Origin of the sequence: uncultured Sphingobacterium sp. (genome assembly GCF_964277905.1) — a bacterium.
In the GTDB taxonomy this organism is placed as follows: domain Bacteria; phylum Bacteroidota; class Bacteroidia; order Sphingobacteriales; family Sphingobacteriaceae; genus Sphingobacterium; species Sphingobacterium siyangense.
Genome location: NZ_CAXYKD010000006.1, coordinates 23486 through 49860, shown reverse-complemented (window position 1 = coordinate 49860; position 26375 = coordinate 23486). Strand labels below are relative to the sequence as shown.

Below are 26375 nucleotides of genomic sequence, written 5' to 3'. Positions count from 1 at the left end.
TCATTTCTGAAAGGCTTTTTCTGCGGAGAGTGAGGGATTCGAACCCCCGAACCTGTGACAGTTAACGGTTTTCAAGACCGCCGCATTCGACCACTCTGCCAACTCTCCGCGACAAAAGTAGAAATTTCGAATAGATTTACAAAACTTATTTTCTATAGCTAGTCTTAGCGTTTGAAAATGAGCTAGATTGTTTTTAAAAAAGTCTATGCAGGGATAATCTCATGGCAGTGTTTCCTAATGTTGGCCGCAATTTTGTCGATCGGTAAATCGTCTTGGTCGATACCAAATGGCTCTTCAATGGACTCACCAATTAATTCAAGAGATGCTAAAACATATAAGATGAATGGTACAGCTATCACAACAAAGTAACCGATGGAAAAAACGTAACCTACTGGAAGGGTCATGGTATAGAAGATAATGAACTTCTTGATAAATGCACTATATGCCAATGGTATTGGGGTGTTTTTAATACGTTCACAAGCTCCACAAACATGTGTCATGGTAATAATTTCCTCATTAAGGATAATAAGCTGATCGCCACTTATAGTTCCTTCTTTATATAGATCATTGATTTTGTGGAAGATCATGGTGGAAACTTGGTTCGGACCATGTTTTTTATTGTCTAATGCCTTTAACTCAGGGTGTTCGTTTTCGTCGAGCATAAACTTGGTGTAATCCGATCTTAGAAAATCGTATAGTGTCTCTGCGAACAGGGGGATTGCCTTTCTGAAAAAACTACGATTCACTTTGTCATCTACATCCAGCATGGCATTGAGTTTGTAGGAAAAGGCTCTACTAACATTGGTCAATGTACCCCATTGTTTTCGGGCTTCCCACCAGCGGTCATAGGCCGTGTTTGTTCGGAATACCAGTAAAAGCGATATAACAAAACCGAGAAGATTGTGGACAATGGTAATGTTTTTGACCCAGCTCTTTTCATTTAGTTTGAGGTATTCCAATTCTAGAAAGGCAATCATCCAGGAATAAAACGCTATCAAAACAAGAAATGGCAGTAACTTTTTGAAGGTATCTGATTTATGCAATTTGAAAGTTGCCGAAAGCCAGTCTTTGGGGTTGTATACGATCATACACAAAAATATAAATTGTTGCGAAAATTTTGCGAGTTAATTGCTATTGCCGTAACTTCATCGTGCTATGGCACAACAGCAATCAAAAAGAAAGAAAACAAGTACAAAAGGAAGTCAGGTTCGTGGAACAAGGTGGATTTGGATGATAGCAGGGATGCTGGTGTTTTTCCTCTGTCTTGTTGTGTGGCATTATCGGGCTGGAATTATATACTATTTTCGCGTGGCTACCTCCAAAGACAAGTCTCTGACGAAGGAAGCTAAATATGATATTCGTAATATTGAGATAATGAGCAAGCACGACGATAAGGTGTTTGGCATAGATGTGTCTACCTATCAGGAAGAAATAGATTGGCAGAAAGTTAGCACAATCAATGATCATTTTCCAATAGATTTTGTGTTTATCAGGGCGACAATGGGTGAGAAAGGAATTGATGATAAGTTTAGTCGAAATTGGAGTAAAACGGAAAATAGGCCAGTTTTGAGAGGGGCCTACCATTATTTTAGACCGAATGAGAACTCGGTAAAGCAAGCGAAGAATTTTATTCGTAAGGTTAAATTACAATCTGGCGATCTTCCACCGGTCTTGGATATTGAGGAGCATCCAAAGCAACAATCGATGGATAGCTTGAAAGTTGGGCTAAAACGTTGGCTTGAAGAAGTCGAAGCCCATTACAAGGTAAAACCCATTCTTTACTCCGGAGATAAGTTTTATAGTGATTTTTTGGAAAAGGAATTTGCAGCTTATACGTTGTGGATTGCAAATTATAACTTCTGGATTGAGAACCCCAAAGAGCATTGGGCCTTCTGGCAATTTTCTGAAAAAGGTACTGTTAGAGGGATTCAGGGCAATGTGGATTTAAATATATACAATGGTAAAATTGAGGAATTGGAAAAGCTGCTTATTCCTTTTAAATAGTAAAATATATGCGTAGAGTTTTTATCACATTATGTGGAGTCTGTATTGCACTGTTCAATGGTCAAATGCAATTGTATTCAGCATCGAAGAGTCATCGGGTCGAGATGTCGCAACCCGCTTCAGATTTACCACGATTAACATTGAAAGAATTTAAAAAACTGCGTCGTGAAACAGCTATTCAAGTTCTTGATACGCGACCTGGCGATATATTCCTACAAGGATTTGTACCTAAATCAATAAATATAGGCTTTAAGGGCCCTTTTGATCACTTTTTGGCGCAAGTGTTTCCCAATAAAGCTCAAAAGCTTTTATTGATTACAGACGGAGATAGTCAAGATACGGTTTATCATCATTTATTAAAGCTGGGTTATACTCATGTTATTGGGGTTTTGGAAGGCGGCATTGAAACTTGGAAAGCTAGCGAAGATGTAGTCTCGTTGCGTAATATCAGTGCAGGAGAATTCAGGAAAAGATCAGATCAAGGTCATATTATGGATGTAAGAACAGATAAAGAATTTGGTAATGGACATATTGACAATGCAATGAATATTCCATTAACAGATTTCGTTAATTTTGGTTCTACGCTTAAAAAAGACAATCAACAGCTGTATGTACACTGTCAATCAGGTTATAGGAGTGCAGTGGCTGTATCGATTTTGAGTGCTAAAGGATTTAAACATATATGCAATATCCAAGGTGGGTATAAGGCATTGCAAGAAGAAGTAAAGGAGAATCAATAATGGCTACTTTTGACCAGATTATTCAATCAAATTCGCTGGTTTTGGTGGATTTTTTTGCGACGTGGTGCGGTCCCTGCCAGACTATGGCGCCGATTTTACAGGATGTAAAGGAATTTTATCAAGATGATTTGTCTATCATTAAAATTGACGTGGATAAGAATCCGAAAATTGCTTCGATTTATAAGGTAAGTGGCGTGCCTACTTTCGTGTTGTTCAAAAATGGCCAACAGGTATGGCGACAAAGCGGCATGATTCCCAAGATGGAATTACATAAATTGATCGATCAAGTAAAGTAAAAAATCAAGCAAAGTAAAAAATAAGGCGTTCAATCAAATTGAACGCCTTATTTTTTAATGATACTCTGGTGTTTTAATAGGTAGTGTTATATCGCACTAAAATATTAAAATTCATCGTCATCATCGAAGTCATCCAATCCTCCAATTGAGTCGATTTCAGGTAAATCGAAATCGTCATCGAAATCATCATCATCGTCATCAGGACCGTTGAAAGATGCGAATTTTACTTCTTCAAGATCTTCGTTAGCTAAAGTTGCCGTGTTCATAAAATAATACTTTATTGTTTCTTATTCAATGTTGTAAAATTAGAGAAGAAAACTATTTTTTAAAACTTTTTTTTAAAAAAATATTAAGCTTTATTTTTCTGTTAATCAGTATGTTGAATTGTATTTTGAAAATAAAAATTTATTTTATTTTATTTATTCATTTGTTTCGCCAATCGCATTGTCCTCGGTAACGATGTCTTTCAATTGTGGGAGATCTCTCACACCATTGATTCCGAAGTGATCCATGAACTGCTGGCTTGTTGCATAAAGTAAAGGTTTTCCGATACTATCTGCTTTTCCCGCAATTTTGATCAGTTTCTTTTCCAGTAACCGTTGAATAGAGTAATCGCAGCTGACACCTCTAATCTGCTCCACTTCTAATTTTGTTATCGGTTGTCTGTAGGCAATGATTGCGAGGGTTTCTAGCGCTGATTGACTTAGTTTTCGCTTGTTATTGTGATTTTGGAGCTGTTGTATCGATTCATGGTAAACAGCTTTTGTCAAAAACTGATAGGCGTTGTTGATATAGCGTAATTCGAGTACATAGTCTTCGTCCTGGTACTTTGTTTCAATTTTTTTAATCAAGTCACGTAGCTCTTCCCTGGATACTTCGATGGCTAAGGATTCCTGCAAAATCTGTTTGATATCGGCAAGATCTATTCCTTCCGCAGAAGCAAATATAATTGCTTCAATATTTCTTATGACGTCTTTCAATGTATCGTATTAATAGTTAATGACCTGTTCGACCATATGGGCTGGTAGCTCACGGAACTCATACTTTTGTGTTCGCAGTTGTGGGCTGAATCCAGCTTCCAAAATAGCTTCCTGTATAGATTTTGATGTAAACCGATGTGGTGCACCAGCTGCCGAAACGACATTTTCTTCAATCATAATTGAGCCGAAGTCGTTCGCTCCAGCGTGCAGACATAATTGCGCCGTGCGCTTTCCGACGGTGAGCCAGGAAGCTTGTATATTTTTAATATTAGGAAGCATGATGCGGCTTAAGGCAATCATGCGAATATATTCTTCGCTCGTTACATTATTGGTAATACCGCGCAGTCTTTTCAATAAGGTACCATCATCTTGGAAAGGCCAAGGGATAAACGCAATAAATCCATGGGATTCCTGCGGTTTTTCATCCTGTACTTCGCGAATCCATACCAAATGTTCAAAACGTTCTTCTATCGTTTCGATATGACCAAACATCATGGTGGCAGAAGTTGGTAAATTAATTTTATGGGCTGCCCGCATAACATCTAGCCATTCTTTACCACCGCATTTTCCTTTTGATATAAGACGTCTCACACGATCATTGAGAATTTCAGCTCCCGCTCCAGGTAGCGAGTCTAGTCCTGCTTCTTTCAATTGCGTCAAAACTTCAATATGGCTCATATTCTCCAATTTGGAAATATGCGCAATTTCAGGTGGACCGAGAGAATGTAGTTTTAGCGTAGGATAAAGTTCCTTTAATTGCTTGTAAAGGTTTTTGTAAAACTCAATACCTAAATCCGGGTGGTGGCCACCTTGCAGCAGCAGTTGATCGCCACCGTATTTAAAAGTTTCCTCTATCTTTTGTTTGTAGCTTTCAATATCGGTAATGTAGCTATCTTCATGACCAGGGCGACGGAAAAAATTGCAAAATTTGCAATTTGCAATACACACATTGGTGGTATTGACATTTCTGTCGATTTGCCAGGTTACTTTACCATGTGGCACTTGTATCTTACGCAATTCATTGGCTACGAAAGTCAAATCAGCTGTAGGTGCGTTTTGATATAAAAAAACACCCTCTTCCTTGGATAGGAACTCAAATCGGAGCGCCCGTTCTAATAAATTACTTACATTCATCAACAACAAATATAAGGAGCTTTTAGCTTATTTGGACCTATTTGTGGAATATTTGACAATGGACATTGAATTTTGGGAAAGGTTCGAGAGATAGAAAACAAAAGGATGTGCTTGTGTAACAATAGTATTGCATTTTAGCTTAGTGTATAAAATACAATAACTTGATTTATAGCGCTTTGTGAATTAATTAAGATTTTTCCTTTTTTTTTACATTTATTATTCTTTACATTTATTTAACAGATTTTAACATTTCTGGAAAAATAACCAAATTAGAAAAAAATGAATAACCAAGGGGCCTGAACCTGCCAATAATATAGCATTGTTGTCGTCAGACCTAAAAAAATGACCAAAAACTTAGATAGCAACCAATATCAACTAAAACAACTAAAGCATAAACATAAATTTTTTTAAACCACCTATTTAGTAAAATTATGATGAAAAAAACGGACAAAAATTGCTGTTTTGATCTCATATTGGGCCAAAAGTTCAATAAGAGGTTTCTGATTATGAGTTCTCTTCTCATTGGAGGAGGAATGACCACTCATGGATTTGCCAGTGGATTAACTAGCCATGGCAAAGTTGAAGTCGTTTCATTAATCAAAACAAGAAGCGTACAACAGACGCCTATCAAGGGGGTCGTGAAGGATGCTACTACAGGTCAAGGTATTACTGGTGTATCTGTGAAAGTTAAGGGGAGCAGTAACGGGACGTCGACCGGCGAGAATGGTGCATTTACGATTCAAGCAAAAGTGGGTGATGTGTTGATTATCAGTTATATTGGGTACAAAAGTACTGAAGTCACTGTTTCTTCGAAAGCTGATCTTGCAATTTCATTAAGCGGTTCAGAAGATGCCTTGGAAGAGGTTGTTGTCACAGGTTATTCGGCACAGCGTAAGAAAGATTTAACCGGTGCTGTTGCCGTTGTCAATGTGAAGGAGTTGAAGACTACCCCGGCGGCGAGTGCAGTTGAGGCATTGCAAGGGCGGGCAACAGGGGTTCAGATCGTAGTCGATGGTGCCCCTGGTTCTACACCACAGATCAAAATTCGTGGTTACAGTACGATCAACAACAACGAGCCGCTCTACATTATTGATGGAGTGCCTTACGAAGGAAAGTTAAGCTGGTTGAATCAAAATGATATTGAAACGATGCAGGTCTTAAAAGATGCGTCAGCAGCTTCAATTTATGGTTCACGTGCAAATAATGGTGTTGTCATCATTACCACAAAAATAGGTAAAAGTGGAAAACCTCAATTTAGCCTTGACTCTTATTATGGTGTGCAGGTTCCAAACAGTGGGCGTTTTCCAAAAATGTTGTCTCCGCAACAAACATTGGATATTGAAAATAGATTGGACGGCACAAATAATGTGATGCCTGATTACCTTATCGCTGGACCCAAAGTAGGCGGGAAAGATGTGATTACAGCTGCAGACGTGGATATGTCAAAATATAAGTACGATGCGAGTAGCCGAAGCGATTTTTATCAGATTACCAAAGCAAATAAGGCCGGAACCAACTGGTTTGATGCTTTATCCCAAAATGCCCCTACTCAGTCGCACCAACTTAGCGTTTTAGGAGGTGGTGAAGATGCTTCCTATGCGATTTCGGGCGGTTATCTGAAACAAAAAGGAACAATTATTCATACCGGTTTTGAAAAATATAATCTTCGTTCAAACACACGCTTCTCTGCCTTTAATAATAAACTACGTTTCGGCGAAAATATGCAATATAGTTTTACGGAAGGATTTGGTATGGGAGTAAATACCAATACTGCCGGGGACTATATCGGTGAAGGTAGTGCTTTAGGTTTTGCGTATCGTATTCATAATATCATCCCTGTATATGATGAGGGCGGAAATTTTGCGGGATCTGTTGGCGGACAGTATGGTAATGGAGAAAACCCTGTTGCTATCGCCTATCGTGCCAAGGATAATAAGAATAAGAGCAATATGTTTTTCGGGAATGTCTTTGGAGAATTTGATATTGTCTCAGGATTAACCTTCCGTAGCAGTTTTGGTATGAAGTATGAAAACTACAATGGTGTATCTTATACCTATCCAAACCCTGAGTTTACAGAAGGAAGTTTTAACAATGGAATTAATGAATTTTTTGGACTGAATAAAGAATGGACTTGGACAAATACTTTAAATTATAAAAAAATATTTAATGAGGCGCATACGTTGAGCATTCTCGCTGGTACGGAAGCTATTCAGAATAGAAATAGGCAGATAAGGGGAAAAGGAAACGGCTTTTTTACAATGTCATCGCTTGATTACCTTTACTTGGATGCCGCTTCAACTGGTCGCGTCAGTGAAGGTAGCGGTTCTGTAGGCTCCTTATTTTCGGTATTTGGAAAGGTTGATTATTCCTACAAAGATAGGTATATCTTAAGCGCAACAGTACGTCGTGACGGTTCTTCTAATTTTGGGCCGAACAATAAATATGGAACATTCCCTGGAGCGAGTGCTGCCTGGCGTTTGTCGGAGGAAGAATTCATGAAAGGTGTGTCATGGATCTCGGACCTAAAAATCAGAGCGGGTTATGGGGTGACGGGGAACCAACGTATTCCAGCCAATCAATATCTGAATCGCTATCAGGTCGCTATTAATTCATCGTCATATCCTATTGACGGAAGCTTGACTTCCGGTATGTGGCACAATGCCTACAGTAATCCGGACGTAAAATGGGAACAAGTATCTGCATTAAACATTGGGGTGGATTTTACCCTGGCACAAGGTGATTTTGATGGATCTTTTGATTGGTACAATAAAAAGACGAAAGACATGCTGTACCTGTTGCCTTTACCTGCTGTTGCCGCAGGCCGGGCCGGATCGCCTTATGTAAATATTGGTGATATGCAAAATAAAGGTATCGAGTTTTCATTGAACTATCATTACGGTAGACGTCAAGAAAGTGCATTTAAATTGGATCTGTCTGCAACTATTTCACGTAACGTGAACAAGATTGTTTCTTTGGCACCATCAGTAACCCAACAAGTGTACGGTAGTTTTAGAAGTATGGAAACCTCCATCTTAAAACCTGGAGAACCTCTTGGTGCTTTCTATGGCTATAAAGTAATTGGTATTTATTCGGAAGCGGATATGAACAATGCAAGTGTCGCTAAATATGAGGATGGAAAGTCAAGAGCTGGTGGACTTAAATTTGAGGATGTCAATGGTGATGGCAAAATTGATGCAAGTGACCGTACCGTTATAGGTAGCCCACATCCTGATTTTGTGTATTCATTCAATATCAATGCGGCTTATAAAAACTTTGATTTTATGGCCTACTTCTATGGTTCAAAGGGTAATCAAAACTATGAAGCTACGCGGTATTTTACAGATTTTGGTGTGTTTAGAGGTCAAAAAAGTACGCGCGTATTGGATGAATGGAGTCCAACGAATAGCGGTAGCATGATCCCTTCTCAAGTGAGAAATGCTTCACCCTATGAGTATGCTTCTTCGAGCTATTATGTACAGGATGCAAGTTTCTTGAAATTGAAAAATCTTCAAGTTGGCTATAACTTCGATACCAATCGTGTTTTTGGTAATAATACCGGTATCAAGAAACTCCGTGCTTATGTGGGGGTAACAAATCTGTTTACGATTACTAAATATGAGGGGCTTGATCCAGAAGTTACGGCTACTCCGTCGACTTACCCAGCCTTGGGTGTAGACTTTGGTGTGTATCCACAGGCTCGTCAATATATGTTGGGTGTTAGTCTAGGATTTTAAGAGTTTAGTGATTTAAGTTAAAATTTGATTGAAATGAAAAAAAGAAATATAATTACAGTTTTAGGTATATCATTGACTTTATTAGCCTCTTGTGGGAAATCTTTTTTGGAGCGTGATCCGCAAGCTGAATTACCTGAGTCTCAGATTGTAAATTCAAAAGGTATAGAGGCCTCTCTTATCGGGGCGTATGGTATATTGAACGGCAATGTCAACGGTACCTGGGGGAATTACTCTTCGGCGCCTAGCCAATGGTTGTTTGGTGAAGTTGCAGGAGATAATGCGCATAAAGGATCTGAGGCAACCGATCAACCGAACATGAATATGATTGAATTTCATACGCCAAATAGTTCGAACGACAACCTGAGTCAAATGTGGGAAGTTTATTATGAGGGCGTATTAAGGGCAAATAATACGTTGCGTATTCTGAAGGCCGACCAAGCAGGTGGAAAAACGGTAACGGCCGCACGTGCGAAGGAAATAGAAGGTGAAGCCCGGGTGTTGCGAGCGCATTATTATTTTTACCTTTGGCGTGTTTTTAAAAATTTAGCCTATGTTGATGAGAATACAACAGATGAAGAGGCTAAAACGAAACCGAATAAGGATGATTTACTTCCGAAGATTATTGACGATTTAAAAGCTGGAATAGCGAATTTGCCAGCGACAAAAATCAATAGCCAGGCCGGACGTATGGATCAGAATATCGCGAAAGCTTATCTGGGTAAAGTTTACCTCTACCAAAAAAAATATGCGGATGCGTTAGTTTTGTTTAAGGAAGTTATAGGTGCAAAGGATCTACGTACGATGCCGTACCAAAATAACTTTGATGTACTTACAAAAGACGGCCCAGAGGCATTACTGGTATCGAAGCATGTGATTAATCCAGATGGATCGGGTGATAATGCCAATGTTGGTGATATGTTGTCTGGATTAAATGGAAGTAATCCTGTAGGTTGTTGTGGTTTCTATCAGCCGACCATTGATTTGGTTAATGCGTATAAAGTTGATGCAAATGGATTACCATTGTTAGATGGTTCTTATCGAAATAATCCATATAAATCAGATTTCGGTTTGTCCGATGACGCAAAGAAAACATATAAACTTGATGTTACGCTTCGTTTTGACCCACGTTTAGATTATACGGTTGGCCGTAGAGGTGTGAATTTCTATGATTATGGTGTCATGCCAGGTGATGCATGGATTCGTGAGGTGAGCTCGGGTGGACCATTTGTTGGTATAAAAACAATGATTCCGAAGAGTTTACATGCAACACATACTGCGTCAGGAGCGGCATATATTACTGACTTGGATGTCAATATTATTCGTTTAGCTGATGTTGTTTTAATGGCAGCTGAATGTCAGGTTGAATTAGGCGATTTAGGTGCAGCAATGAATCTGGTAAATGCAGTTCGTGAGCGTGCCGCAAAATTACCTCCTAAAACGACTGGCGATAATGTAGCAGCGGCAGTATATGTTGTTAAACCCTATACTTCTTTCCCAGACCAAAATTATGCGCGCAAAGCTGTTCGTTTTGAACGTCGTTTAGAATTAGCGATGGAAGGACATCGTTTCTATGACCTCGTACGTTGGGGTGAGGCGAAAACTGTATTGGAAAGCTATGCAACGTTTGAAGGTGGTTTTATGGCCCGCTATAAAGGCTTAAACTATAAACCACAAAATGATTACTTCCCAATTCCACAATCGCAGATTGACAGAAGTGGTGGAGCTCTGACACAAAATCAAGGATATTAATTTTTGATAGTTTAAAAAGGAAGGGGGAGACATCGTCTCCCCCTTCCTTTTTAAAGGATTTGTATCTGAATTTTGGCAATAGGCGAAAGGGAGTTCTTGCAGTTTTTTGTATGTTTGAACTGATGAAAAAAATTTTAAGTGCATTGTTGCTGCTTTGGTTTGTGCCGGCGGCTACTTTTGTAGCGAAGGCTCAGAACTTTGAGGATGTTTATCAGCTATTTCAAGAATCTAAAATATTAAATGATCATTTTGTTGGTTTTTCTTTGTATGACCTAAATGCCAATAAATATGTGATGGACATAAACGGCAATAAGCATTTTACACCGGCTTCCAATACAAAAATGTATACCACCTATGCTGCTCTAGCACTGTTGGGCGATTCAATACCTGGTTTGGAGTATGTGGAACGTGGAGACTCGCTGCTTATCTGGGGGACAGGTGATCCTACGTTTTTGCATAATCGGTTAGATACCAGGGTGGTCTACAACTTTTTGAAAAATACGAATAAACGCATTTTTGTTGTGCCAGGGACAATGAAGAATAAATTCTTTGCACATGGTTGGGCTATGGAAGATTTTGAAGCTTACTATCAGCCTGAAATTAGTACATTTCCTATTTATGGCAACGTGGTCACTTTTCGACAAAAAGGTTATAATTATCTATTAACCTCTCCAGCGAGTTTTCAAAATTCACTGAATTTTTTGCCCGAACCTAAGGTAGGTGATTTTGAACTTTCCCGTTCATTTCGTACAAATTCCTTTTGGATGTCCAAACGTCCCGTTCCGAGCGGTTATGTCAATGAAGTTCCATTTATCTATTCTGATAGTTTATTTATTAAATTATTGTCGGATAGTCTAGGTAAATCCGTGACCTTATTGTCTTACCAAAAACCAAGCAATACCAAGATACTCTATTCCGGCAGCACCAAAAATTTAATCCGTGAAATGATGTTGCCAAGTGATAATTTTATTGCTGAACAGTTTTTAATGATGTGCTCGTGGAAACAATTCGGTCAATTTGATACTTACTTGGTGCGGGACTGGATGAAGAATAACGTTTATAAATACTTTTCAGCTGAGGTTGCCATTTTTGATGGATCGGGCTTGTCGTCTTATAACAAGGTGACTCCGCAAAATAATGTCGATCTATTGGTCGTCTTGAAAAATAAGTTGCCGGATGAGAAGGAACGTTTTCGTCTTTTTCCGGCTGGGGGTGTAGATGGTACTCTGAAACGTACCTATAGCAAAGATCTCGGAGAACCGTTTGTTTTTGCTAAAACGGGAACGATTACATCTGTCTATAATCAAAGTGGTTATTTGATCACACGGACAGGAAGGCGCTTGGCATTTTCTTTTATGAACAATAATTATATAGATGATCGAGCAAGTGCAATTCGTAAAGAAATGGCTAAAATAATTACTTATATTCGTCAAACTTATTAAGCCAATTTAAATGGAAGCAATTGTAAAAAACAATAAAAAATTGATTCGTTCTTGGGCCATGTTCGATTGGGCCAATTCTGCTTACAACCTTGTTATTACTTCCACGATATTCCCTGTTTACTATACCGCAATTACTACAACAAAAGAGCATGGTGATGTTGTTAGTTTCTTTGGGATTGAAGTCGTCAATACCGCACTTTCCAATTTTTCTTTGGCTTTTGCCTATCTGTTGATGTCTTTTTCTTTGCCCTTTATTTCTTCGTACGCTGATGCAAAAGGAAAAAAGAAACAGATTATGAAATTCTTCACTTATGTTGGAGCAGTTGCATGTATGTGCTTATTTTTCTTCAAGCTTGAAACTTTGGAAATTGGTATCATCTGTTTTGTGCTTGCAGCGATGGGGTATATTGGCGGTGTTTTGTTTAACAATTCTTATTTACCGCTTTTGGCGACTGTCGATCAACAAGATAAGGTGAGTGCGCAAGGTTTTGCTTATGGTTATATTGGATGTGTCACTTTACAGATTCTTTGTTTTATAGTGGTGCTTAAACCTGAATGGTTTGGTATTACAGATGCTTCACTACCGGCCCGTATATCGTTTCTAATGGTCGGATTGTGGTGGCTTGGGTTTTCAATGATTCCTTTTAAATACCTGCCTAAAATCGATGCAACCGAGAATAACACAGGTAAGAGTTTTGTTCAGAATGTACGGGATGAATTCGGCCATGTTATCCAAAAGATCAAAGGTATTCCTGAAATAAAACAGTTTTTGCCGGCTTTTTTCTTTTATGCAATTGGTGTTCAGACTTTGATGATTGTCGCCTCTTCTTTTGGGGAGAAAATTTTGCATTTAGGCGCGGAAAGGTTGATTGCTACAATTCTTCTCATTCAACTTGTAGCTATCTTAGGTGCATTTTTAATGTCTTATTTATCTACGCTTTTTGGGAATATCAAGGTGTTGATCGTTGTGGTAATGATCTGGATCGGCATCTGTATTTCGGCCTTTTATTTATCTACCCCACTTCAGTTTTATATCATTGCTGCATTGGTCGGTTTAGTTATGGGCGGGATCCAGTCCTTATCGCGCTCAACCTATTCTAAATTAATTCCGACGGATATCAAAGATACGACTGCTTTCTTTTCTTTTTATGACGTCACAGAAAAAGTTGCTATAGTCATAGGATTATTCTCATTCGGGTTTATAGAACAGGTTACACATAATATTCGATACTCGGCATTGGTTCTTTCTTTATTTTTTGTAATTGGATTGTTACTTTTGATCCGGATATTAGTATCCAATAAATCTTAATTTTATTGATTGAATTGCATATGAAAGTAGAACTTTTTGTTCCTTGTTTTATAGATCAGCTTTACCCTGAGACCGCTTTTAATACGGTTCGTTTATTAGAAAAGGTCGGCTGCGAGGTTGTCTATAATCCTGAGCAGACATGCTGTGGCCAGCCTGCCTATAATGCTGGATTTTGGGATGATGCAAAACAGGTCGGACGGAAGTTTTTAGGTGATTTCTCAGGAGATCATGTGATTATTTCTCCTTCGGCGTCTTGTACTGGTATGGTACGACATGCTTATAATGATTTATTCGCAAATTCGGCAGATTCTCATCAATGCCATAAAATACAGCAACAGGTTGTGGAAATCTCTGATTTTTTAGTAAACGTGCTAAAAAAAGAGTATTTTGGAGCTGAGCTGGAGGGTGTTGCGGTGTATCACGATTCTTGTTCGGCTTTGCGAGAGTGCAAGATTAAAGAGGAACCACGGAAATTATTGAGTAAGGTCTTAGGCTTGGAGATGGTGGAGGTGAAAGATAGCGAGACATGTTGTGGGTTTGGGGGGAGTTTTGCCGTTAAATTCGAAGGAATATCCGCAGCAATGGCTGAGCAAAAAGTGCGCAACGCACTTGATCTGAATGCGGATTATATTATTTCCACTGATTCATCTTGTTTGCTACAGCTTCAATCTTATATCGATAAACATAAATTACCCATTCAGACGATGCACCTCGTTGATGTGTTGACTACTGGCTGGGGAAATATTTAAATAACACATTAAATCTAAACACATGAATTCAAGAAGAGATTTTCTTAAAAACCTTGCACTAGCGTCTGCTGGTATAGCATTAGCTCCCTCTTTGGAGAGTTTTGCGGCAGCAAAGAAAGATTGGTTTGACATTTCCTTGGCTGAATGGTCATTGCATAAATCCTTGTTCAAGGGAGATTTGAACAATTTGGATTTTCCGGTATTAGCTGCCAAAAAATACGGTATTTACGGGGTGGAATATGTGAATCAGTTTTTTAAGGATAAGGCTAATGATAATAACTACCTTACTGAGCTAAATATGCGTGCAAAAGATAATGGTGTACGTAATGTACTCATTATGATCGATGGTGAGGGAAATCTCGGTGATGAAGATGAAACAAAGAGAAAACAAGCCGTGCAAAACCATTATAAGTGGATTTCTGCAGCTAATTTCTTAGGTTGTCATGCAATCCGTGTCAATGCGGCTGGAAAAGGGACTCCTGAGGAAGTGAGTAAACGTGTTGTTGAAAGTTTAACAGCACTATCTGATATTGGTAAAAAAGCGGGGATTAGCATTATTGTAGAAAACCATGGTGGTATCTCTTCACATGGTGACTGGTTGGCCAATACATTAAAAGCAGTGGGTAGTAGGTATTGTGGAAGTTTACCTGATCTTGGTAATTTCTATGAGTATGATCGTTATCAAGGTGTAACAGATCTAATGCCTTATGCGCATGGTGTGAGTGCCAAAACACATGATTTTGATGCCAATGGAAATGAAACGCAAATTGACTATGAGCGTATGTTGAAGATTGTTAAAAAAGCAAAATTCAAAGGTTATGTGGGGATTGAATATGAGGGAAGTAAGTTGAGCGAAGAAGAGGGTATTTTTGCTACTAAAAAATTATTGGAACGTTTGCGCCCTTTGATCTAATATTTAACTAGTCGAGTTCTTTTCAGGAAATGGAAAGAACTCGACTAGTTAATAGGTTTTAATTGAAGTGTTGCTTGGATGCAACAACGAAAAAAACTGCCGTCCATTCATTAGAAACCTATTAAAATCTTCACTATCTTGCTTGAGTATATGAAGACGAGTGAACAACCTCTTTCTTTGTGTAGAGGATCATCGGATTTTTCCGTTTACCGATGGTATATTTTATAAATGGAAATCGCACTACCTTATTTTGAAAAATAACGACAAAAAAAAACATGAATTTTGAAAAAAATGCTGTTCTTGAAACCCATTTGCAAAAAGTAGGGGCTGAACATGTATTGGTACAAGGGCATCCTGCCGGCTTGTTTGTATTATTCTTCACAGAGATGTGGGAGCGTTTTAGCTATTATGGTATGCGGGCGCTGTTGGTAAATTTTCTGGTTTCTACCATTGCCCAACAAGGATGGGGTTGGACCAACTCCGAGGCCATGAAGCTTTATGGTTTGTACACCGGGATGGTGTTTTTAACGCCACTGTTCGGTGGGATTATAGCCGATCGCCTAACAGGATATAAAAAATCCATTATGGTCGGAGCTATAATTATGACGCTGGGACATATCGCTATGGCTTTAGAGGGATTTAATAAAAGCTTCTTTTTGGCGGGTTTGGTGCTGATTGTTTTAGGAAATGGATTGTTCAAACCCAATATTTCTTCGATGGTAGGGAAATTATATCCGGATAAAGGAGGTAAAAAGGATGCGGGTTATACCATCTTTTATATGGGCATCAACGGGGGAGCGTTTTTAGGAATGATGCTATGCGGTTATATTGGTGAGAAGATCGGCTGGCATTATGGCTTTGGGCTTGCCGGAGTATTTATGTTTTTGGGAATGTTGCAGTTCTATTTTGCACAACCCATTTTCGGAAAAATTGGAAATACACCCGAGAAACAAGACGAGTTAACCGATATTGCGGCCGGTCAAGAAGAAAATCCAAAGCATATTGTTCGTGATCGTTTGCTGGTAATAGCCATTTTTATGTTGTCAAGTATTGTTTTCCATTTAGCTTTTGAGCAAGCAGGTGGTTCGATGACGATCTTTGCAAAAAATTACACACAACGGGTATTGAGTGGTGAAGTGGCGGTTTTATTTAAATGGTTGGATGCTGCATTGACGGTTTTGCCGATTGTGGTAATTACCGGAGTACTGTTTGTTTTAGCGAAGAAAATCATACGTAAATACCCTATGATCATACTTTTTTCGAGTATTTCTTTTGTGATCATTTGGTCTTTGTGTCTTTGGAAAGTTTATCGGGAATATTATGGTATGAATTCCGAAGTTACTGTATCCTGGTTTCCGATGTTAAATTCTTTCTTTATCATTACGCTGGCCACATCATTCAGTAAGATATGGGAGAAAGTATGGAATCCTTCTGGTCCAATTAAGTTTGCAATGGGACTTACATTGGTTGGAGTTGGTTTTGCAGCTTTATCTATTGGAAGCTCTGAGATTCCTACCGGTGCAAAGACGGCCTCTGTTAGTATGATCTGGCTGGTATTGGCGTACTTTTTTCATACAGTGGGCGAATTATGTATTGGTCCGGTCGGACTTTCTTATGTCAGTAAACTATCGCCAAAAAAATTCCTGGGGTTATTGTTTGGTTTTTGGTTTTGTGCCAATGCCATAGCTAATTTTATAGGGGGCTTTATTGGGTCATACATTGATAAGATTACAGAATCTCATTCCATGTCATATTTCTTTGCTGTATTTACAGTAATTCCTATGGTGGCTGCTGTATTTCTTATTCTGGCCAACAAAAAAATAAAAAAGATGATGCATGGAATTGATTAATTCATAGAAAAATAGTGTATCTTCAAGCGATTTTTATCAAAATAAAAACAAAACCTGAGTTATAAAACAATTATTGAAATTATATGAATCAAGAAAAAGATCAAGTTCTTGTAGCACATCTTGCTAAGCAGGGGATCGATGACAAGATGGTAAATGGGCATCCTGCCGGATTATTTGTGCTATTCTTTACAGAGATGTGGGAGCGGTTTAGTTACTACGGTATGCGGGCATTGTTGACCTTATTTTTAATAAGTTCCCTTGCTGATGGGGGATGGGAATGGAGTAACGAACGTGCCATGAAACTTTACGGTTTGTATACTGGTTTTGTCTATTTAACACCATTGATCGGTGGAATGATTGCGGATAAGCTAACCGGTTTTAAGAAGGCGATTTTGATAGGCGCTTTGGTAATGACATTAGGGCACCTGTCTATGGCATTTGAGGGTGTGAATTCCAATTTCTTTTATCTCGGTCTTGTGTTAATGATTTTGGGTAACGGAATGTTTAAACCTAATATTTCTTCTATGGTGGGAAATCTTTATCCAGATCAAAGTCCTAAAAAAGATGCAGGGTATACCATATTCTATATGGGCATCAATGCCGGGTCATTTTTGGGAATGCTTCTATGTGGGTATATCGGCGAAAAAATTGGTTGGCATTATGGTTTCGGGCTTGCCGGAGTATTTATGTTCTTTGGTATGTTGCAATTCTATTTTGGACAAAAGATATTTGGAATTATCGGAGATTCACCCAAAGCACTTCAGGCTTACCATGAAAAAAAGATCAAAAATCACGAAGAGGAGGAAGAGGTCATTCCTGCACATGTTGTCCGTGATAGGTTAATCGTTGTCACCATATTTATGTTGGCTAGTGTGGTTTTCTTTCTGTCTTTTGAACAGGCGGGCGGATCCATGTCTATCTTTGCAAAGGATTATACGCAAAGGGTCCTGTCTGGAAGTTCAGCAGTGACATTTAAATGGATTGATACTATTTTGACTATTGTGCCTATCGTTATTGTGACGATCGTTTTAACAGCATTGGCTAGAAAAATATATAAACAGTATCCATTGACTATTTTATTTACCGCTGTCTCATTTGGTATCATTTGGTGCTTGGGCTTATGGAAAGTATTTCGAGAAATTGGAATAACCGGATCGGAAGTTGGAGCCTCATGGTTTCAAATATTGAATGCATTCTTTATTATTTCACTTGCATCGTCATTTAGCAAATTCTGGGAGAAGGTCTGGAATCCTTCGGGACCAGTTAAGTTTGCACTAGGTTTAATATTGGTAGGAATTGGATTTGCAGCATTAGCTTATGGGGCGAGCGAGATTCCTCAAGGAGCAAAGACAGCGTCTGTGAGTATGATTTGGTTGGTGATCGCCTATTTCTTTCATTCAGCAGGGGAGCTTTGTCTTTCGCCTGTCGGCTTGTCTTATGTTAGTAAGCTTTCCCCAAAGAAATTTTTAGGGCTTCTTTTCGGTTGCTGGTTCTGTGCTTCGGCAATTGCTAATTTTATCGGTGGATTTTTAGGTTCATATATTGATCGCATTACAGAAGAACATTCGATGTCCTATTTCTTTATGATATTTGCAATAGTTCCTGGGGTTACGGCATTGCTATTAATTGTCTTCAATCCAATATTGAAAAAAATGATGCATGGGATCAACTAATCAGGATCGATAGCATCATAAAAATAAGGGCTAATCAATACACTGATTAGCCCTTATTTTTTATACTTTATTGTTGATACTTATCTATGTTTATTCTTCAATTTTTAAAAGCAATTTATCGATGCGGTGTCCATCCATATCGAGCACCTCAAAAATTAGGTTTTTAAATCGCACGCGTTCACCTTCTTCGGGTACGTGATCTAATCTTAGGAATACCAGGCCTCCTACGGTGGTTACATTGTTGATCTCATCTTCATCTTCTTCAGAAAGACCGATTTCAAATTCATCCAAAAGATCCTCAATCTGATATTGTCCGTCGACAACATAATCGCCGTTTTCCAATTGACGTATTGTCGGACGGGCACTTAGGTCGCTTTCTGTGATGTTGCCAACCAAATCGCCAACGATATCCCGTAACGTAATAATTCCCTGTGGTGAGCCATACTCATCAATGACAACCGCCTGATGTATACTGGAGGTACGTAAGGTGTTCATAATGCTATAAGATGAACTGAATTCGTTAACAAACTTGATCGGTAACATAAGTGTTCTGAGATCAAATGCTTCGTTCTGGAGACATTGATGGAGTAATGATTTTACATGAACAACACCTTTAATATTGTCGAGACCACCTTCACAAACTGGGTAGATGGAATGATCGTTGTCTAAAATGATCTTTCTGTTTTCTTCAAAGGAATCTTCCAGATCCAAAAAAACAATGTTTTTGCGGTGAGTCATTAGGTTGACCGCTTTTTTGTCACCTAAACTCAACAAACGGTCGACGATATCGTGCTCAATACCTTCGATGACGCCACTGTCAACACCTTCGTCTACTAATGCCTTAATTTCTTCTTCTGTGACACTATTGCCGCTACTCTTGATATTGAGTATTTTGACAATAAACTCCGTCGACATACTGAGTAGCCATACAAATGGCCGAACGATTTTGCTAAGCAGGTTCATCGGGTAAGCAATCAGCATGGCGTACTTCTCCGGAATAGCCATACCGATACGTTTGGGGACCAGTTCACCAAGTACCAACGAAAAGTAGGTGATGATAAAGACGACAATGATGACGGCGAGCTGTTCGCTATAGGGGGCTATGATACTGGATTTATTAAAGATCTCTACGAGGTAAGATGAAATACTGCCGCCGGAAAAGAATCCGGTTAGGATGCCAATAAGGGTAATACCTATTTGTACAGTGGATAGAAAGCTGTTGGGCGATTCTTTTAGGTTTAGCGCTATTTTTGCAGCGGCATTGTTTTTATCGCTTTCAGCTTGTAGCCTTGCCTTTCTGCTGGACACGATGGATATTTCTGATGCCGATAGTATTCCATTTAGAATAATCAGGACTAAAATAATAATTGCTTCGGTAAGCATAATGAGTTGAAAAAGTTGTTTGCTAGGCTAATTTACGGAAAAGACCGGCCAAATAGTAGGATTATTATGATTATGTCAGGAATTCATAAAAAAAGCCGTATATCTTTCAATACGGCTTTTATGATAATAGGCGTGTTTTTTCAATTACATTCCACTGTCATCTAACATAAAAGTGTTTTTCTTGGTTTTCCATTTTCCTTTTGTGAAATCAGGGAATTCCAACGTTTTATTTCCTTTTGCAATAGACTCGGTAGATAATGGGAATACAGCACTCATGGTTACTGAATCATACACGTCAATTGGAGTCTGTACTTTTTGTTTTACAGCCTGAATGAACGCATTGAATACAAACCAGTCCATGCCACCATGACCAGAACCGTTTGCTACCTCTTCATATTTTTTCCAGATTGGGTGATCATATTTCTTTACCCATTCGTCTGCAGAATCCCAAGTGTGTGGTTTGGATTTACCCTCGATGTGAATACCTTTAGCAACATCCATCCAAATACCGTCTGTTCCCTGTACGCGGAAACCGATAGAGTAAGGTCTTGGTAAGTGTGTATCATGCGTTAATAACATGGTTTCTCCATTCGCACATTGTAACATCGTTTGTGTAATATCACCATTTTTGTAATTGATCTTACCGTTAGGATGTCCCGGGGAAACTTTATTGACATAGGCTGCTAATCCACGGGCTTTACTTGAGTACGAAGTGATATGAGTGAATCTGTTCCCCTTGTTGATATCTGCAAATTGCATAATTGGACCTAAACCGTGTGTCGGGTATAGATCACCATCTTGGTCAATATTGAACTGTGTACGCCACTGTGCCTCAGAAATTGCTTTCGGACCATATTCAACGCCATGGCCATAATAGGCTTTTCCGTCATTGAATAATACCTCGCGTAAATCGTGTTGATAACCGCCTTCCAGGTGCAACAACTCACCAAATAGTCCTTGTCTGTGCATATTCAATACAGCAAGTACATCACGACGGAATGCAACATTTTCTAGGGTCATATAAGGCTTTCCAGTTTCTTCGGATGCTTTCACAATATCCCAGTGATCTTGTAGCGTTAAACCTGCAATAACCTCGCAACCCACGTATAGACCAGCTTTCATTGCATCAATAGCTTGGTTTTTGTGGAATTGCCAAGGCGTTGCAATAATGACAGCATCTAATTTTTCATTGCTTAACATCTTTTTGTAAGCATCAACTCCACCAATATACTCTTTTGGGAGTTTGGTGCCTTTTGCATTGAATTGTTTACGGCATTGTGTTAGAGATTCTTCCTGGGTGTCACAGACAGCCACAATTTCTAGATCATCTCTGTTTAGGGCAATTTGAACGTGATTACGTCCTCTAAGGCCTACGCCAATAAAACCGATTTTTATTTTCCCATTTGTTTGAGCAAATAATTCTGTACTTGAAAGGACACCGATTCCAGCTGTAGTGATGGCAGTCGATTTTATGAAATTTCTTCTATCCATTGTTTTGAGATATAAGGAGTTTGTATATTAGTTATTTACTTGTTTGAAAACAGTCCTTAAGACTGGCTACTATTAACAAATATATTATTTCATTTGGGATAAATGAAAGTGCAAACGTTTGCTTAATTTTATTAAATTTCATGCAAACGTTTGATTGAAATAAAAATTATCATTTATTAATTCAATTTGTGATATTGCAAGCACATTGATGATTTAAAAAACATAGTTTAATGTCTGATTTTAACCAATTAGTAGTAGAGAGCGCAGCAAAACAATTCACATTAGAAGGAGATATCATTTCAGTGCAACCGTTTGGTTCTGGTCATATCAATGATACTTATCGTGTAGTTACTACTGTAGATAGCGGTATATCGCATTTATTACAACGTATTAACCACCATGTTTTTCCGAACGTGGATGGATTGATGCATAATATTGAGATTGTCACCAAGCATCTTAGTAAGAAAGTTAAAGTCGCTGAAGGAAAGAGAATCAGCGATCATGTATTGACAATTGTTCCTACAAAAGATGGGAAATTATATATAAAAGATAGTCAGGATAATTATTGGCGCATGTTTATCCTTATAGAGGACACCAAAAGTTATGATATTGTAGAGACTGAGGTACAGGCAGCTGAAGGTGGCCGTGCTTTTGGTTTGTTTCAAAAGCAGCTCTCGGATTTAGATGCTTCATTGATCGTTGAGGTACTTCCTAACTTTCATAATATAGAGTTTAGACTCGAAAATCTTCGAAAAGCGATCGCTAAAGATGTCTGTCAACGCGTAGCGTCGGTGAAAGACAAATTGGATTTTATCTTTAGTCGTGAAGATCGAATGAAAACCATTCTTGAACTTGGTAGTAAGGGTGAGCTTCCGCTGCGTATTACACACAATGATACAAAGTTTAATAATGTGCTCTTAGATTGCTACGACAAGATGCAATGTGTCATCGATTTAGATACCGTCATGCCGGGCTATGTGGCATATGATTTTGGGGATGCTATTCGGACGATTATTAACCCCGTTGCCGAGGATGAGAAGGATGTTTCGAAAGTTCTGCTAAATCTTGCTTTATATAAGGCATATGCCGAAGGTTATTTGGAGGAAGCTAATGACTTCTTGACAACTTTGGAGAAAGAAACATTAGTAGATGGAGCCTTCTTATTGCCATATATGCAAGGAGTACGTTTCTTAACGGACTATTTGGAAGGAGATCATTACTACAAGACTAAATATGAGGACCATAATCTGGTGCGTACAAATACGCAACTGAAATTGGTTGAAGAGATGGAAAAGAATGAAGCATTTATGCGGAAGGTAGTTTTTGATTGCATTTAACAATTTTATACCTTTAATCATATTGAGAAGCTTCCATCGCGTAGATGAAGCTTCTTTTTTCTGTAAAAAAAATATTCGAATGAAAAAACTAACCATTTTGCCTATCGCAGCGGAGCTGACCAATTCACTAGATTATCATACTTTGTCGAAGCTCTTGAGTAATCTTGAATCGCATTCTTTGGAGTTTAATAATTGGAGCGAATCTTTCCCGTATAAACCTGAGGTACAATTTAAGATTGGCTACACCCAGGAGTATCTCGTGTTGCAGTACGATGTCGTCGAAGAACAACTTCGGGGTAATTATTCCGAAACAAATCAAAATGTATGGGAAGATAGTTGTGTGGAGTTCTTTATTTCATTTGATGGACGCAAACATTATTATAACCTTGAATTTAATCTAATTGGAACAGGCTTGATCGGTTATGGCCCTGCCGAAAAGGCGAGTCGAAATCGGTTGGACATTGCAACGATAGAACAGGTGCGTACTTACTCTTTAATTGAGCGCAATGGTTCAGATAAGCGATGGAGTATGATTGAGGTAATTCCATTTGCTGTATTTCAGTTTGACGATCTTGTAGAGCTGAAAGGTAAACTGATACATGGGAATTTTTATAAATGTGGTGATCATCTCAAACAACCACATTTTATATCTTGGAATAAAATAGAAAACCCAACTCCTAACTTCCATCTCCCCGAGTTTTTTGGAGAAATGGTCTTTGGCTAGGAGTTGAGTAAAAAAGTTGATGCTTATTGGTAAACAGATTCTTTTTTGAATTTCTTTGCCAATAAAGCATATACTAATACACGGTATTTATTTTTATTGGATTTGCCAATAGCGGTAATCACTTCCTCTAGTGCCTTGTCTAAATCGGGCCCATCTTTTAGGCCTAATTTTTTGATCAAAAAATTTTGTTTGACACGGTTCAGTTCTTCGGGATCTGATGCAGCGACGGTTTCGGAGTCTGCATTGTAAATGGAAGGTCCTATTCCTTTTGTTACTTTTGCAATAAATGCTTCATCTAATGATAAGCCTAGCTTTTTTGATTCTGCAACATATGCAGCAATTTTTTCATCTAATTTGCTCATAATTATGTAAGTGATTTAATTGTAGTTAGTTAAGTTAGGTAAAAAAGTCGATAAACAAAATTATTCTTTGGGTTAGGATAAAGATTGTTACATTTGTACCCTTGATAAGTGCTGTTAACTAAAATGTGGAAAATTTCAACTAATTATTCTTCGTAATTGTTGTAAGTTACATTTTTATAAGTTATCTTTGCACCTCAATAATTGAATATACGTAATCATAATAATAATGAAAAAAGATTTGCATCCTTCAAATTACAGATTAGTTGTATTTAAAGATATGTCAAATGACTATGCTTTTATTACAAAATCTTGTGTTGATACTAAAGAAACTATCACATGGGAAGATGGTAATGAGTATCCAGTTGTAAAACTAGAGATCTCTCATACATCACACCCTTTCTATACAGGTAAAATGAAATTGGTTGATACTGCTGGTCGTATCGACAAATTCCGTAACCGTTACAACAAAAAATAATTGTAGCAGATCTGTATATTACAATATTAAGAACTCGATAAATATAATTTGTCGAGTTTTTTTTGTTATTTTTAATTTGTGAAAATCTTCTTTACAGATTGCTTTGATTCGATCCAATTGTTGGATAAGCTTAGCTCCCCATTAACTACTTTTGATAGAAAGAGTCTTTATCCATTTACTTTCGTAAAATCTTGCTTGGAACTTCGGGTTGGTATACTGACTTTACGGGAGAAATGGCAAAAATTAGCTTTAGAATTTGATGTACACTATATTGCCGCTCATTCGAACGAGGAGGGGATTATTTGGCTGTCTGAGAACGTTATCCCGTCAGTAGTATTATTGCAGGCTATACAGCGCTTGGGTGTAGGAGAGGTCCTTGTACAGGGCGGATACGTTATCGCTTGTTGTTATGCGCGTATGGGCTCTTATCGTGTGCAAGAGATTGATACGTCAGTGGATCTACTAAAGGGGGTAGAAGATCTGTTTTTGCTTACAGGAACTGAAATAACACGTGATTTCAATCTGCTGGTACAAGATGTTCAGTCGTCCAGTATATCTGTGACGAATCAATTGTTAGGAAATGACCTTTATGTAGCCGATCGTGTTAGCGTGGAATGTGCTACGATCAATACCCTCCAAGGCCCCATATATATCGATGAAGATGTTACAATTATGGAGGGAGCGCATTTGCGTGGCCCATTATACCTTGGTAAGGGTGCCGTTGTTAAAATGGGCGCCACGATTTATGGCAATGTTTCGATAGGGAAGCAGAGTGTCATTGGGGGAGAGATCGGAAATTCGGTCATTGGTGATTTTTCGGCCAAGGGGCATCATGGTTATCTAGGGTGCTCGGTGATAGGGGATTGGTGTAACTTAGGGGCTGGTACCTCTAATTCCAATTTGAAGAATAACTTAAAGACCGTGTCAATTTACGATTATGCATTGGACGATGTTCGGGATACAGGTCTGTTAAAATGCGGGACCTTTATTGGAGACTATACGCGCCTTGGTATCAATTCGGCTTTAAATACAGGGACGGTAATTGGAATTGCAAGCATGCTAGCAGATACAAGTTTTTATGCTAAATTTGTACCGTCATTTGCTTGGGTGTTCGACGGAGGTGTGCAAACTTATGAATTTGATAAGTTTATGGCATATTTGGAGACGCTGTATGCATCAAAAGGGGAAGAGCTCACGGAGCAGATTAAAGATAAATTGAATCAACTTAACAAAAAATATAATTAAATCGTAAAATCATGCGTAAAAAAATCGTAGCTGGTAATTGGAAAATGAATTTAGACTATCAATCAGGATTGAGTTTGTTTTCTGAAATTATCAATATGGCCAAAGATGAAGTGATTGGAAACCAAGAATTGGTTGTTTGTAGCCCATTTATTCATTTGTCAAGCCTTGGGCAATTGTCGAAAAATGTTGCAAATGTAAATATTGGTGCACAGAATATTCATCAAGCTGAGTCCGGAGCCTATACAGGTGAGATTTCGGCCTCACAAGTGAAATCAGTAGGTGCTTCACATGTTATTTTGGGGCACTCTGAAAGACGTGCTTATTTTGGTGAGACTGATGCATTGTTGGCATCTAAAGTGGATATTGCATTAAAACATGATTTAACACCAATATTCTGTATTGGAGAAACAAGAGAAGAACGCGAATCTGGAGCTTTCTTTGATGTGATCAAAACACAATTGACAGATGGATTGTTCCACTTGTCTAAAGAAGCTTTTGCATCTGTGGTATTGGCATATGAGCCAGTTTGGGCAATTGGTACTGGCTTGACAGCTAGCCCGGAGCAAGCACAGGAGGTTCATAAATTTATCCGTGAGGTGTTGGCTGATCAATATGGTCAGGAGATTGCTGATAATACAAGTATTCTTTATGGAGGGTCTTGTAATCCAGGTAATGCAAAAGATTTGTTTGCTCAAGCCGACATTGATGGTGGTTTGATAGGAGGGGCTTCTTTAAAATCGAGAGATTTTATTGATATCGCTAAAGTATTTAACGGCTAATTTTTA

23 protein-coding genes and 1 tRNA gene are annotated in these 26375 nt (G+C 38.5%); 16 read left to right on the top strand and 8 right to left on the bottom strand.

Annotated features, from left to right (window positions below; all coding sequences use genetic code 11):
- Positions 1–23 precede the first annotated feature (23 nt).
- Both ACHWSC_RS04645 and ACHWSC_RS04640 read right to left on the bottom strand, forming a co-directional pair.
- A tRNA-Ser gene (locus tag ACHWSC_RS04645) sits at positions 24–108 on the bottom strand.
- Positions 109–203: 95 nt separating this feature from the next.
- Positions 204–1088, bottom strand: a complete 885-nt coding sequence (locus ACHWSC_RS04640; RefSeq protein ID WP_075994039.1) for a bestrophin family protein — start codon at positions 1086–1088, stop codon at positions 204–206.
- 67 nt (positions 1089–1155) lie between these two features.
- Here ACHWSC_RS04640 and ACHWSC_RS04635 point away from each other — a divergent pair, with 67 nt between their 5' ends.
- The 3 genes from ACHWSC_RS04635 to trxA are packed head-to-tail and all read left to right on the top strand — an operon-like array spanning position 1156 to position 3040.
- Positions 1156–2004 carry a GH25 family lysozyme gene (locus ACHWSC_RS04635; protein WP_394675928.1) on the top strand — a complete coding sequence of 283 codons (849 nt, stop codon included), beginning with the start codon at positions 1156–1158 and terminating at the stop codon, positions 2002–2004.
- An 8-nt stretch (positions 2005–2012) separates the two neighbouring features.
- On the top strand, positions 2013–2744 hold the full coding sequence (locus ACHWSC_RS04630; RefSeq protein ID WP_394675927.1) for a rhodanese-like domain-containing protein: 732 nt from the start codon (positions 2013–2015) through the stop codon (positions 2742–2744).
- A complete protein-coding gene (trxA, locus tag ACHWSC_RS04625; protein WP_075994036.1) occupies positions 2744–3040 on the top strand; it encodes a thioredoxin in 297 nt (98 codons plus the stop codon). The genes ACHWSC_RS04630 and trxA overlap by 1 nt, the downstream gene beginning before the upstream one ends.
- Positions 3041–3144: 104 nt before the next feature.
- Here trxA and ACHWSC_RS04620 read toward each other — a convergent pair whose 3' ends face one another.
- The 3 genes from ACHWSC_RS04620 to mqnC all read right to left on the bottom strand — a co-directional run bounded on the left by ACHWSC_RS04620 (position 3145) and on the right by mqnC (position 5154).
- Entirely contained in the window at positions 3145–3306 is a 162-nt protein-coding gene (locus tag ACHWSC_RS04620; RefSeq protein ID WP_167450446.1) for a hypothetical protein, read from the bottom strand.
- Between the two features lie 153 nt (positions 3307–3459).
- Positions 3460–4020, bottom strand: a complete 561-nt coding sequence (gene scpB / locus ACHWSC_RS04615) for an SMC-Scp complex subunit ScpB (protein WP_120333330.1) — start codon at positions 4018–4020, stop codon at positions 3460–3462.
- A 9-nt stretch (positions 4021–4029) separates the two neighbouring features.
- The gene (gene mqnC, locus ACHWSC_RS04610) at positions 4030–5154 is read right to left on the bottom strand and encodes a cyclic dehypoxanthinyl futalosine synthase (protein WP_075994034.1); all 1125 of its coding nucleotides are present in this window, start codon (positions 5152–5154) and stop codon (positions 4030–4032) included.
- Positions 5155–5585: 431 nt separating this feature from the next.
- On the opposite strand from mqnC, the gene ACHWSC_RS04605 reads away from it, so the two are divergent.
- From ACHWSC_RS04605 to ACHWSC_RS04570, 8 genes are all read left to right on the top strand, one after another.
- Positions 5586–8888 carry a SusC/RagA family TonB-linked outer membrane protein gene (locus ACHWSC_RS04605; protein WP_394675926.1) on the top strand — a complete coding sequence of 1101 codons (3303 nt, stop codon included), beginning with the start codon at positions 5586–5588 and terminating at the stop codon, positions 8886–8888.
- A 33-nt stretch (positions 8889–8921) separates the two neighbouring features.
- A complete protein-coding gene (locus tag ACHWSC_RS04600) occupies positions 8922–10637 on the top strand; it encodes a RagB/SusD family nutrient uptake outer membrane protein (protein WP_394675925.1) in 1716 nt (571 codons plus the stop codon).
- 122 nt (positions 10638–10759) lie between these two features.
- Positions 10760–12079 (top strand): D-alanyl-D-alanine carboxypeptidase, encoded by a 1320-nt coding sequence (locus ACHWSC_RS04595; RefSeq protein WP_394675924.1) that lies wholly within the window; start codon positions 10760–10762, stop codon positions 12077–12079.
- A 10-nt stretch (positions 12080–12089) separates the two neighbouring features.
- Positions 12090–13388 (top strand): MFS transporter, encoded by a 1299-nt coding sequence (locus ACHWSC_RS04590; RefSeq protein WP_120333333.1) that lies wholly within the window; start codon positions 12090–12092, stop codon positions 13386–13388.
- Positions 13389–13408: 20 nt separating this feature from the next.
- Positions 13409–14137, top strand: coding sequence for a (Fe-S)-binding protein (locus ACHWSC_RS04585; RefSeq protein WP_394675923.1), 729 nt, complete (start codon positions 13409–13411; stop codon positions 14135–14137).
- 22 nt (positions 14138–14159) lie between these two features.
- Entirely contained in the window at positions 14160–15050 is an 891-nt protein-coding gene (locus tag ACHWSC_RS04580; protein ID WP_394675922.1) for a TIM barrel protein, read from the top strand.
- A 275-nt stretch (positions 15051–15325) separates the two neighbouring features.
- Complete coding sequence (locus tag ACHWSC_RS04575; RefSeq protein WP_394675921.1) at positions 15326–16900, top strand: peptide MFS transporter; 1575 nt, start codon at positions 15326–15328, stop codon at positions 16898–16900.
- A gap of 83 nt (positions 16901–16983) precedes the next feature.
- Positions 16984–18573 (top strand): peptide MFS transporter, encoded by a 1590-nt coding sequence (locus ACHWSC_RS04570; protein ID WP_075994030.1) that lies wholly within the window; start codon positions 16984–16986, stop codon positions 18571–18573.
- Positions 18574–18663: 90 nt separating this feature from the next.
- On the opposite strand, the gene ACHWSC_RS04565 is transcribed toward ACHWSC_RS04570, so the two are convergent.
- Together ACHWSC_RS04565 and ACHWSC_RS04560 are read right to left on the bottom strand one after the other, a co-directional pair.
- Positions 18664–19956 carry a hemolysin family protein gene (locus tag ACHWSC_RS04565; RefSeq protein WP_120333336.1) on the bottom strand — a complete coding sequence of 431 codons (1293 nt, stop codon included), beginning with the start codon at positions 19954–19956 and terminating at the stop codon, positions 18664–18666.
- Positions 19957–20100: 144 nt separating this feature from the next.
- Positions 20101–21447 (bottom strand): Gfo/Idh/MocA family protein, encoded by a 1347-nt coding sequence (locus ACHWSC_RS04560; RefSeq protein ID WP_394675920.1) that lies wholly within the window; start codon positions 21445–21447, stop codon positions 20101–20103.
- A gap of 230 nt (positions 21448–21677) precedes the next feature.
- Between ACHWSC_RS04560 and ACHWSC_RS04555 the strand changes: the two genes are divergently transcribed.
- Complete coding sequence (locus ACHWSC_RS04555) at positions 21678–22784, top strand: phosphotransferase enzyme family protein (RefSeq protein WP_394675919.1); 1107 nt, start codon at positions 21678–21680, stop codon at positions 22782–22784.
- A gap of 79 nt (positions 22785–22863) precedes the next feature.
- Positions 22864–23508 (top strand): carbohydrate-binding family 9-like protein, encoded by a 645-nt coding sequence (locus ACHWSC_RS04550; RefSeq protein ID WP_394675918.1) that lies wholly within the window; start codon positions 22864–22866, stop codon positions 23506–23508.
- A 23-nt stretch (positions 23509–23531) separates the two neighbouring features.
- On the opposite strand, the gene ACHWSC_RS04545 is transcribed toward ACHWSC_RS04550, so the two are convergent.
- On the bottom strand, positions 23532–23870 hold the full coding sequence (locus ACHWSC_RS04545; RefSeq protein WP_088162808.1) for a DUF2853 family protein: 339 nt from the start codon (positions 23868–23870) through the stop codon (positions 23532–23534).
- Positions 23871–24096: 226 nt separating this feature from the next.
- On the opposite strand from ACHWSC_RS04545, the gene ACHWSC_RS04540 reads away from it, so the two are divergent.
- From ACHWSC_RS04540 to tpiA, 3 genes are all read left to right on the top strand, one after another.
- Entirely contained in the window at positions 24097–24345 is a 249-nt protein-coding gene (locus ACHWSC_RS04540) for a type B 50S ribosomal protein L31 (protein ID WP_046671774.1), read from the top strand.
- Positions 24346–24423: 78 nt separating this feature from the next.
- Entirely contained in the window at positions 24424–25590 is a 1167-nt protein-coding gene (locus ACHWSC_RS04535) for a putative sugar nucleotidyl transferase (RefSeq protein ID WP_394675917.1), read from the top strand.
- An 11-nt stretch (positions 25591–25601) separates the two neighbouring features.
- Entirely contained in the window at positions 25602–26369 is a 768-nt protein-coding gene (gene tpiA / locus ACHWSC_RS04530) for a triose-phosphate isomerase (RefSeq protein WP_120333340.1), read from the top strand.
- The last annotated feature ends 6 nt before the right edge of the window (positions 26370–26375 follow it).

What these genes read in the sequence shown, in the direction of transcription:
- mqnC (WP_075994034.1), bottom strand. Translation starts at nt 5,154, where the DNA reads ATGAATGTAAGTAATTTATTAGAACGGGCGCTCCGATTTGAGTTCCTA.
- ACHWSC_RS04585 (WP_394675923.1), top strand. Translation starts at nt 13,409, where the DNA reads ATGAAAGTAGAACTTTTTGTTCCTTGTTTTATAGATCAGCTTTACCCT.
- ACHWSC_RS04540 (WP_046671774.1), top strand. Translation starts at nt 24,097, where the DNA reads ATGAAAAAAGATTTGCATCCTTCAAATTACAGATTAGTTGTATTTAAA.
- ACHWSC_RS04580 (WP_394675922.1), top strand. Translation starts at nt 14,160, where the DNA reads ATGAATTCAAGAAGAGATTTTCTTAAAAACCTTGCACTAGCGTCTGCT.
- ACHWSC_RS04565 (WP_120333336.1), bottom strand. Translation starts at nt 19,956, where the DNA reads ATGCTTACCGAAGCAATTATTATTTTAGTCCTGATTATTCTAAATGGA.
- ACHWSC_RS04575 (WP_394675921.1), top strand. Translation starts at nt 15,326, where the DNA reads ATGAATTTTGAAAAAAATGCTGTTCTTGAAACCCATTTGCAAAAAGTA.
- ACHWSC_RS04545 (WP_088162808.1), bottom strand. Translation starts at nt 23,870, where the DNA reads ATGAGCAAATTAGATGAAAAAATTGCTGCATATGTTGCAGAATCAAAA.
- ACHWSC_RS04555 (WP_394675919.1), top strand. Translation starts at nt 21,678, where the DNA reads ATGTCTGATTTTAACCAATTAGTAGTAGAGAGCGCAGCAAAACAATTC.
- trxA (WP_075994036.1), top strand. Translation starts at nt 2,744, where the DNA reads ATGGCTACTTTTGACCAGATTATTCAATCAAATTCGCTGGTTTTGGTG.
- ACHWSC_RS04595 (WP_394675924.1), top strand. Translation starts at nt 10,760, where the DNA reads ATGAAAAAAATTTTAAGTGCATTGTTGCTGCTTTGGTTTGTGCCGGCG.
- ACHWSC_RS04570 (WP_075994030.1), top strand. Translation starts at nt 16,984, where the DNA reads ATGAATCAAGAAAAAGATCAAGTTCTTGTAGCACATCTTGCTAAGCAG.
- ACHWSC_RS04560 (WP_394675920.1), bottom strand. Translation starts at nt 21,447, where the DNA reads ATGGATAGAAGAAATTTCATAAAATCGACTGCCATCACTACAGCTGGA.
- ACHWSC_RS04640 (WP_075994039.1), bottom strand. Translation starts at nt 1,088, where the DNA reads ATGATCGTATACAACCCCAAAGACTGGCTTTCGGCAACTTTCAAATTG.
- ACHWSC_RS04590 (WP_120333333.1), top strand. Translation starts at nt 12,090, where the DNA reads ATGGAAGCAATTGTAAAAAACAATAAAAAATTGATTCGTTCTTGGGCC.
- ACHWSC_RS04605 (WP_394675926.1), top strand. Translation starts at nt 5,586, where the DNA reads ATGATGAAAAAAACGGACAAAAATTGCTGTTTTGATCTCATATTGGGC.
- tpiA (WP_120333340.1), top strand. Translation starts at nt 25,602, where the DNA reads ATGCGTAAAAAAATCGTAGCTGGTAATTGGAAAATGAATTTAGACTAT.
- ACHWSC_RS04630 (WP_394675927.1), top strand. Translation starts at nt 2,013, where the DNA reads ATGCGTAGAGTTTTTATCACATTATGTGGAGTCTGTATTGCACTGTTC.
- ACHWSC_RS04600 (WP_394675925.1), top strand. Translation starts at nt 8,922, where the DNA reads ATGAAAAAAAGAAATATAATTACAGTTTTAGGTATATCATTGACTTTA.
- ACHWSC_RS04620 (WP_167450446.1), bottom strand. Translation starts at nt 3,306, where the DNA reads ATGAACACGGCAACTTTAGCTAACGAAGATCTTGAAGAAGTAAAATTC.
- ACHWSC_RS04635 (WP_394675928.1), top strand. Translation starts at nt 1,156, where the DNA reads ATGGCACAACAGCAATCAAAAAGAAAGAAAACAAGTACAAAAGGAAGT.
- ACHWSC_RS04550 (WP_394675918.1), top strand. Translation starts at nt 22,864, where the DNA reads ATGAAAAAACTAACCATTTTGCCTATCGCAGCGGAGCTGACCAATTCA.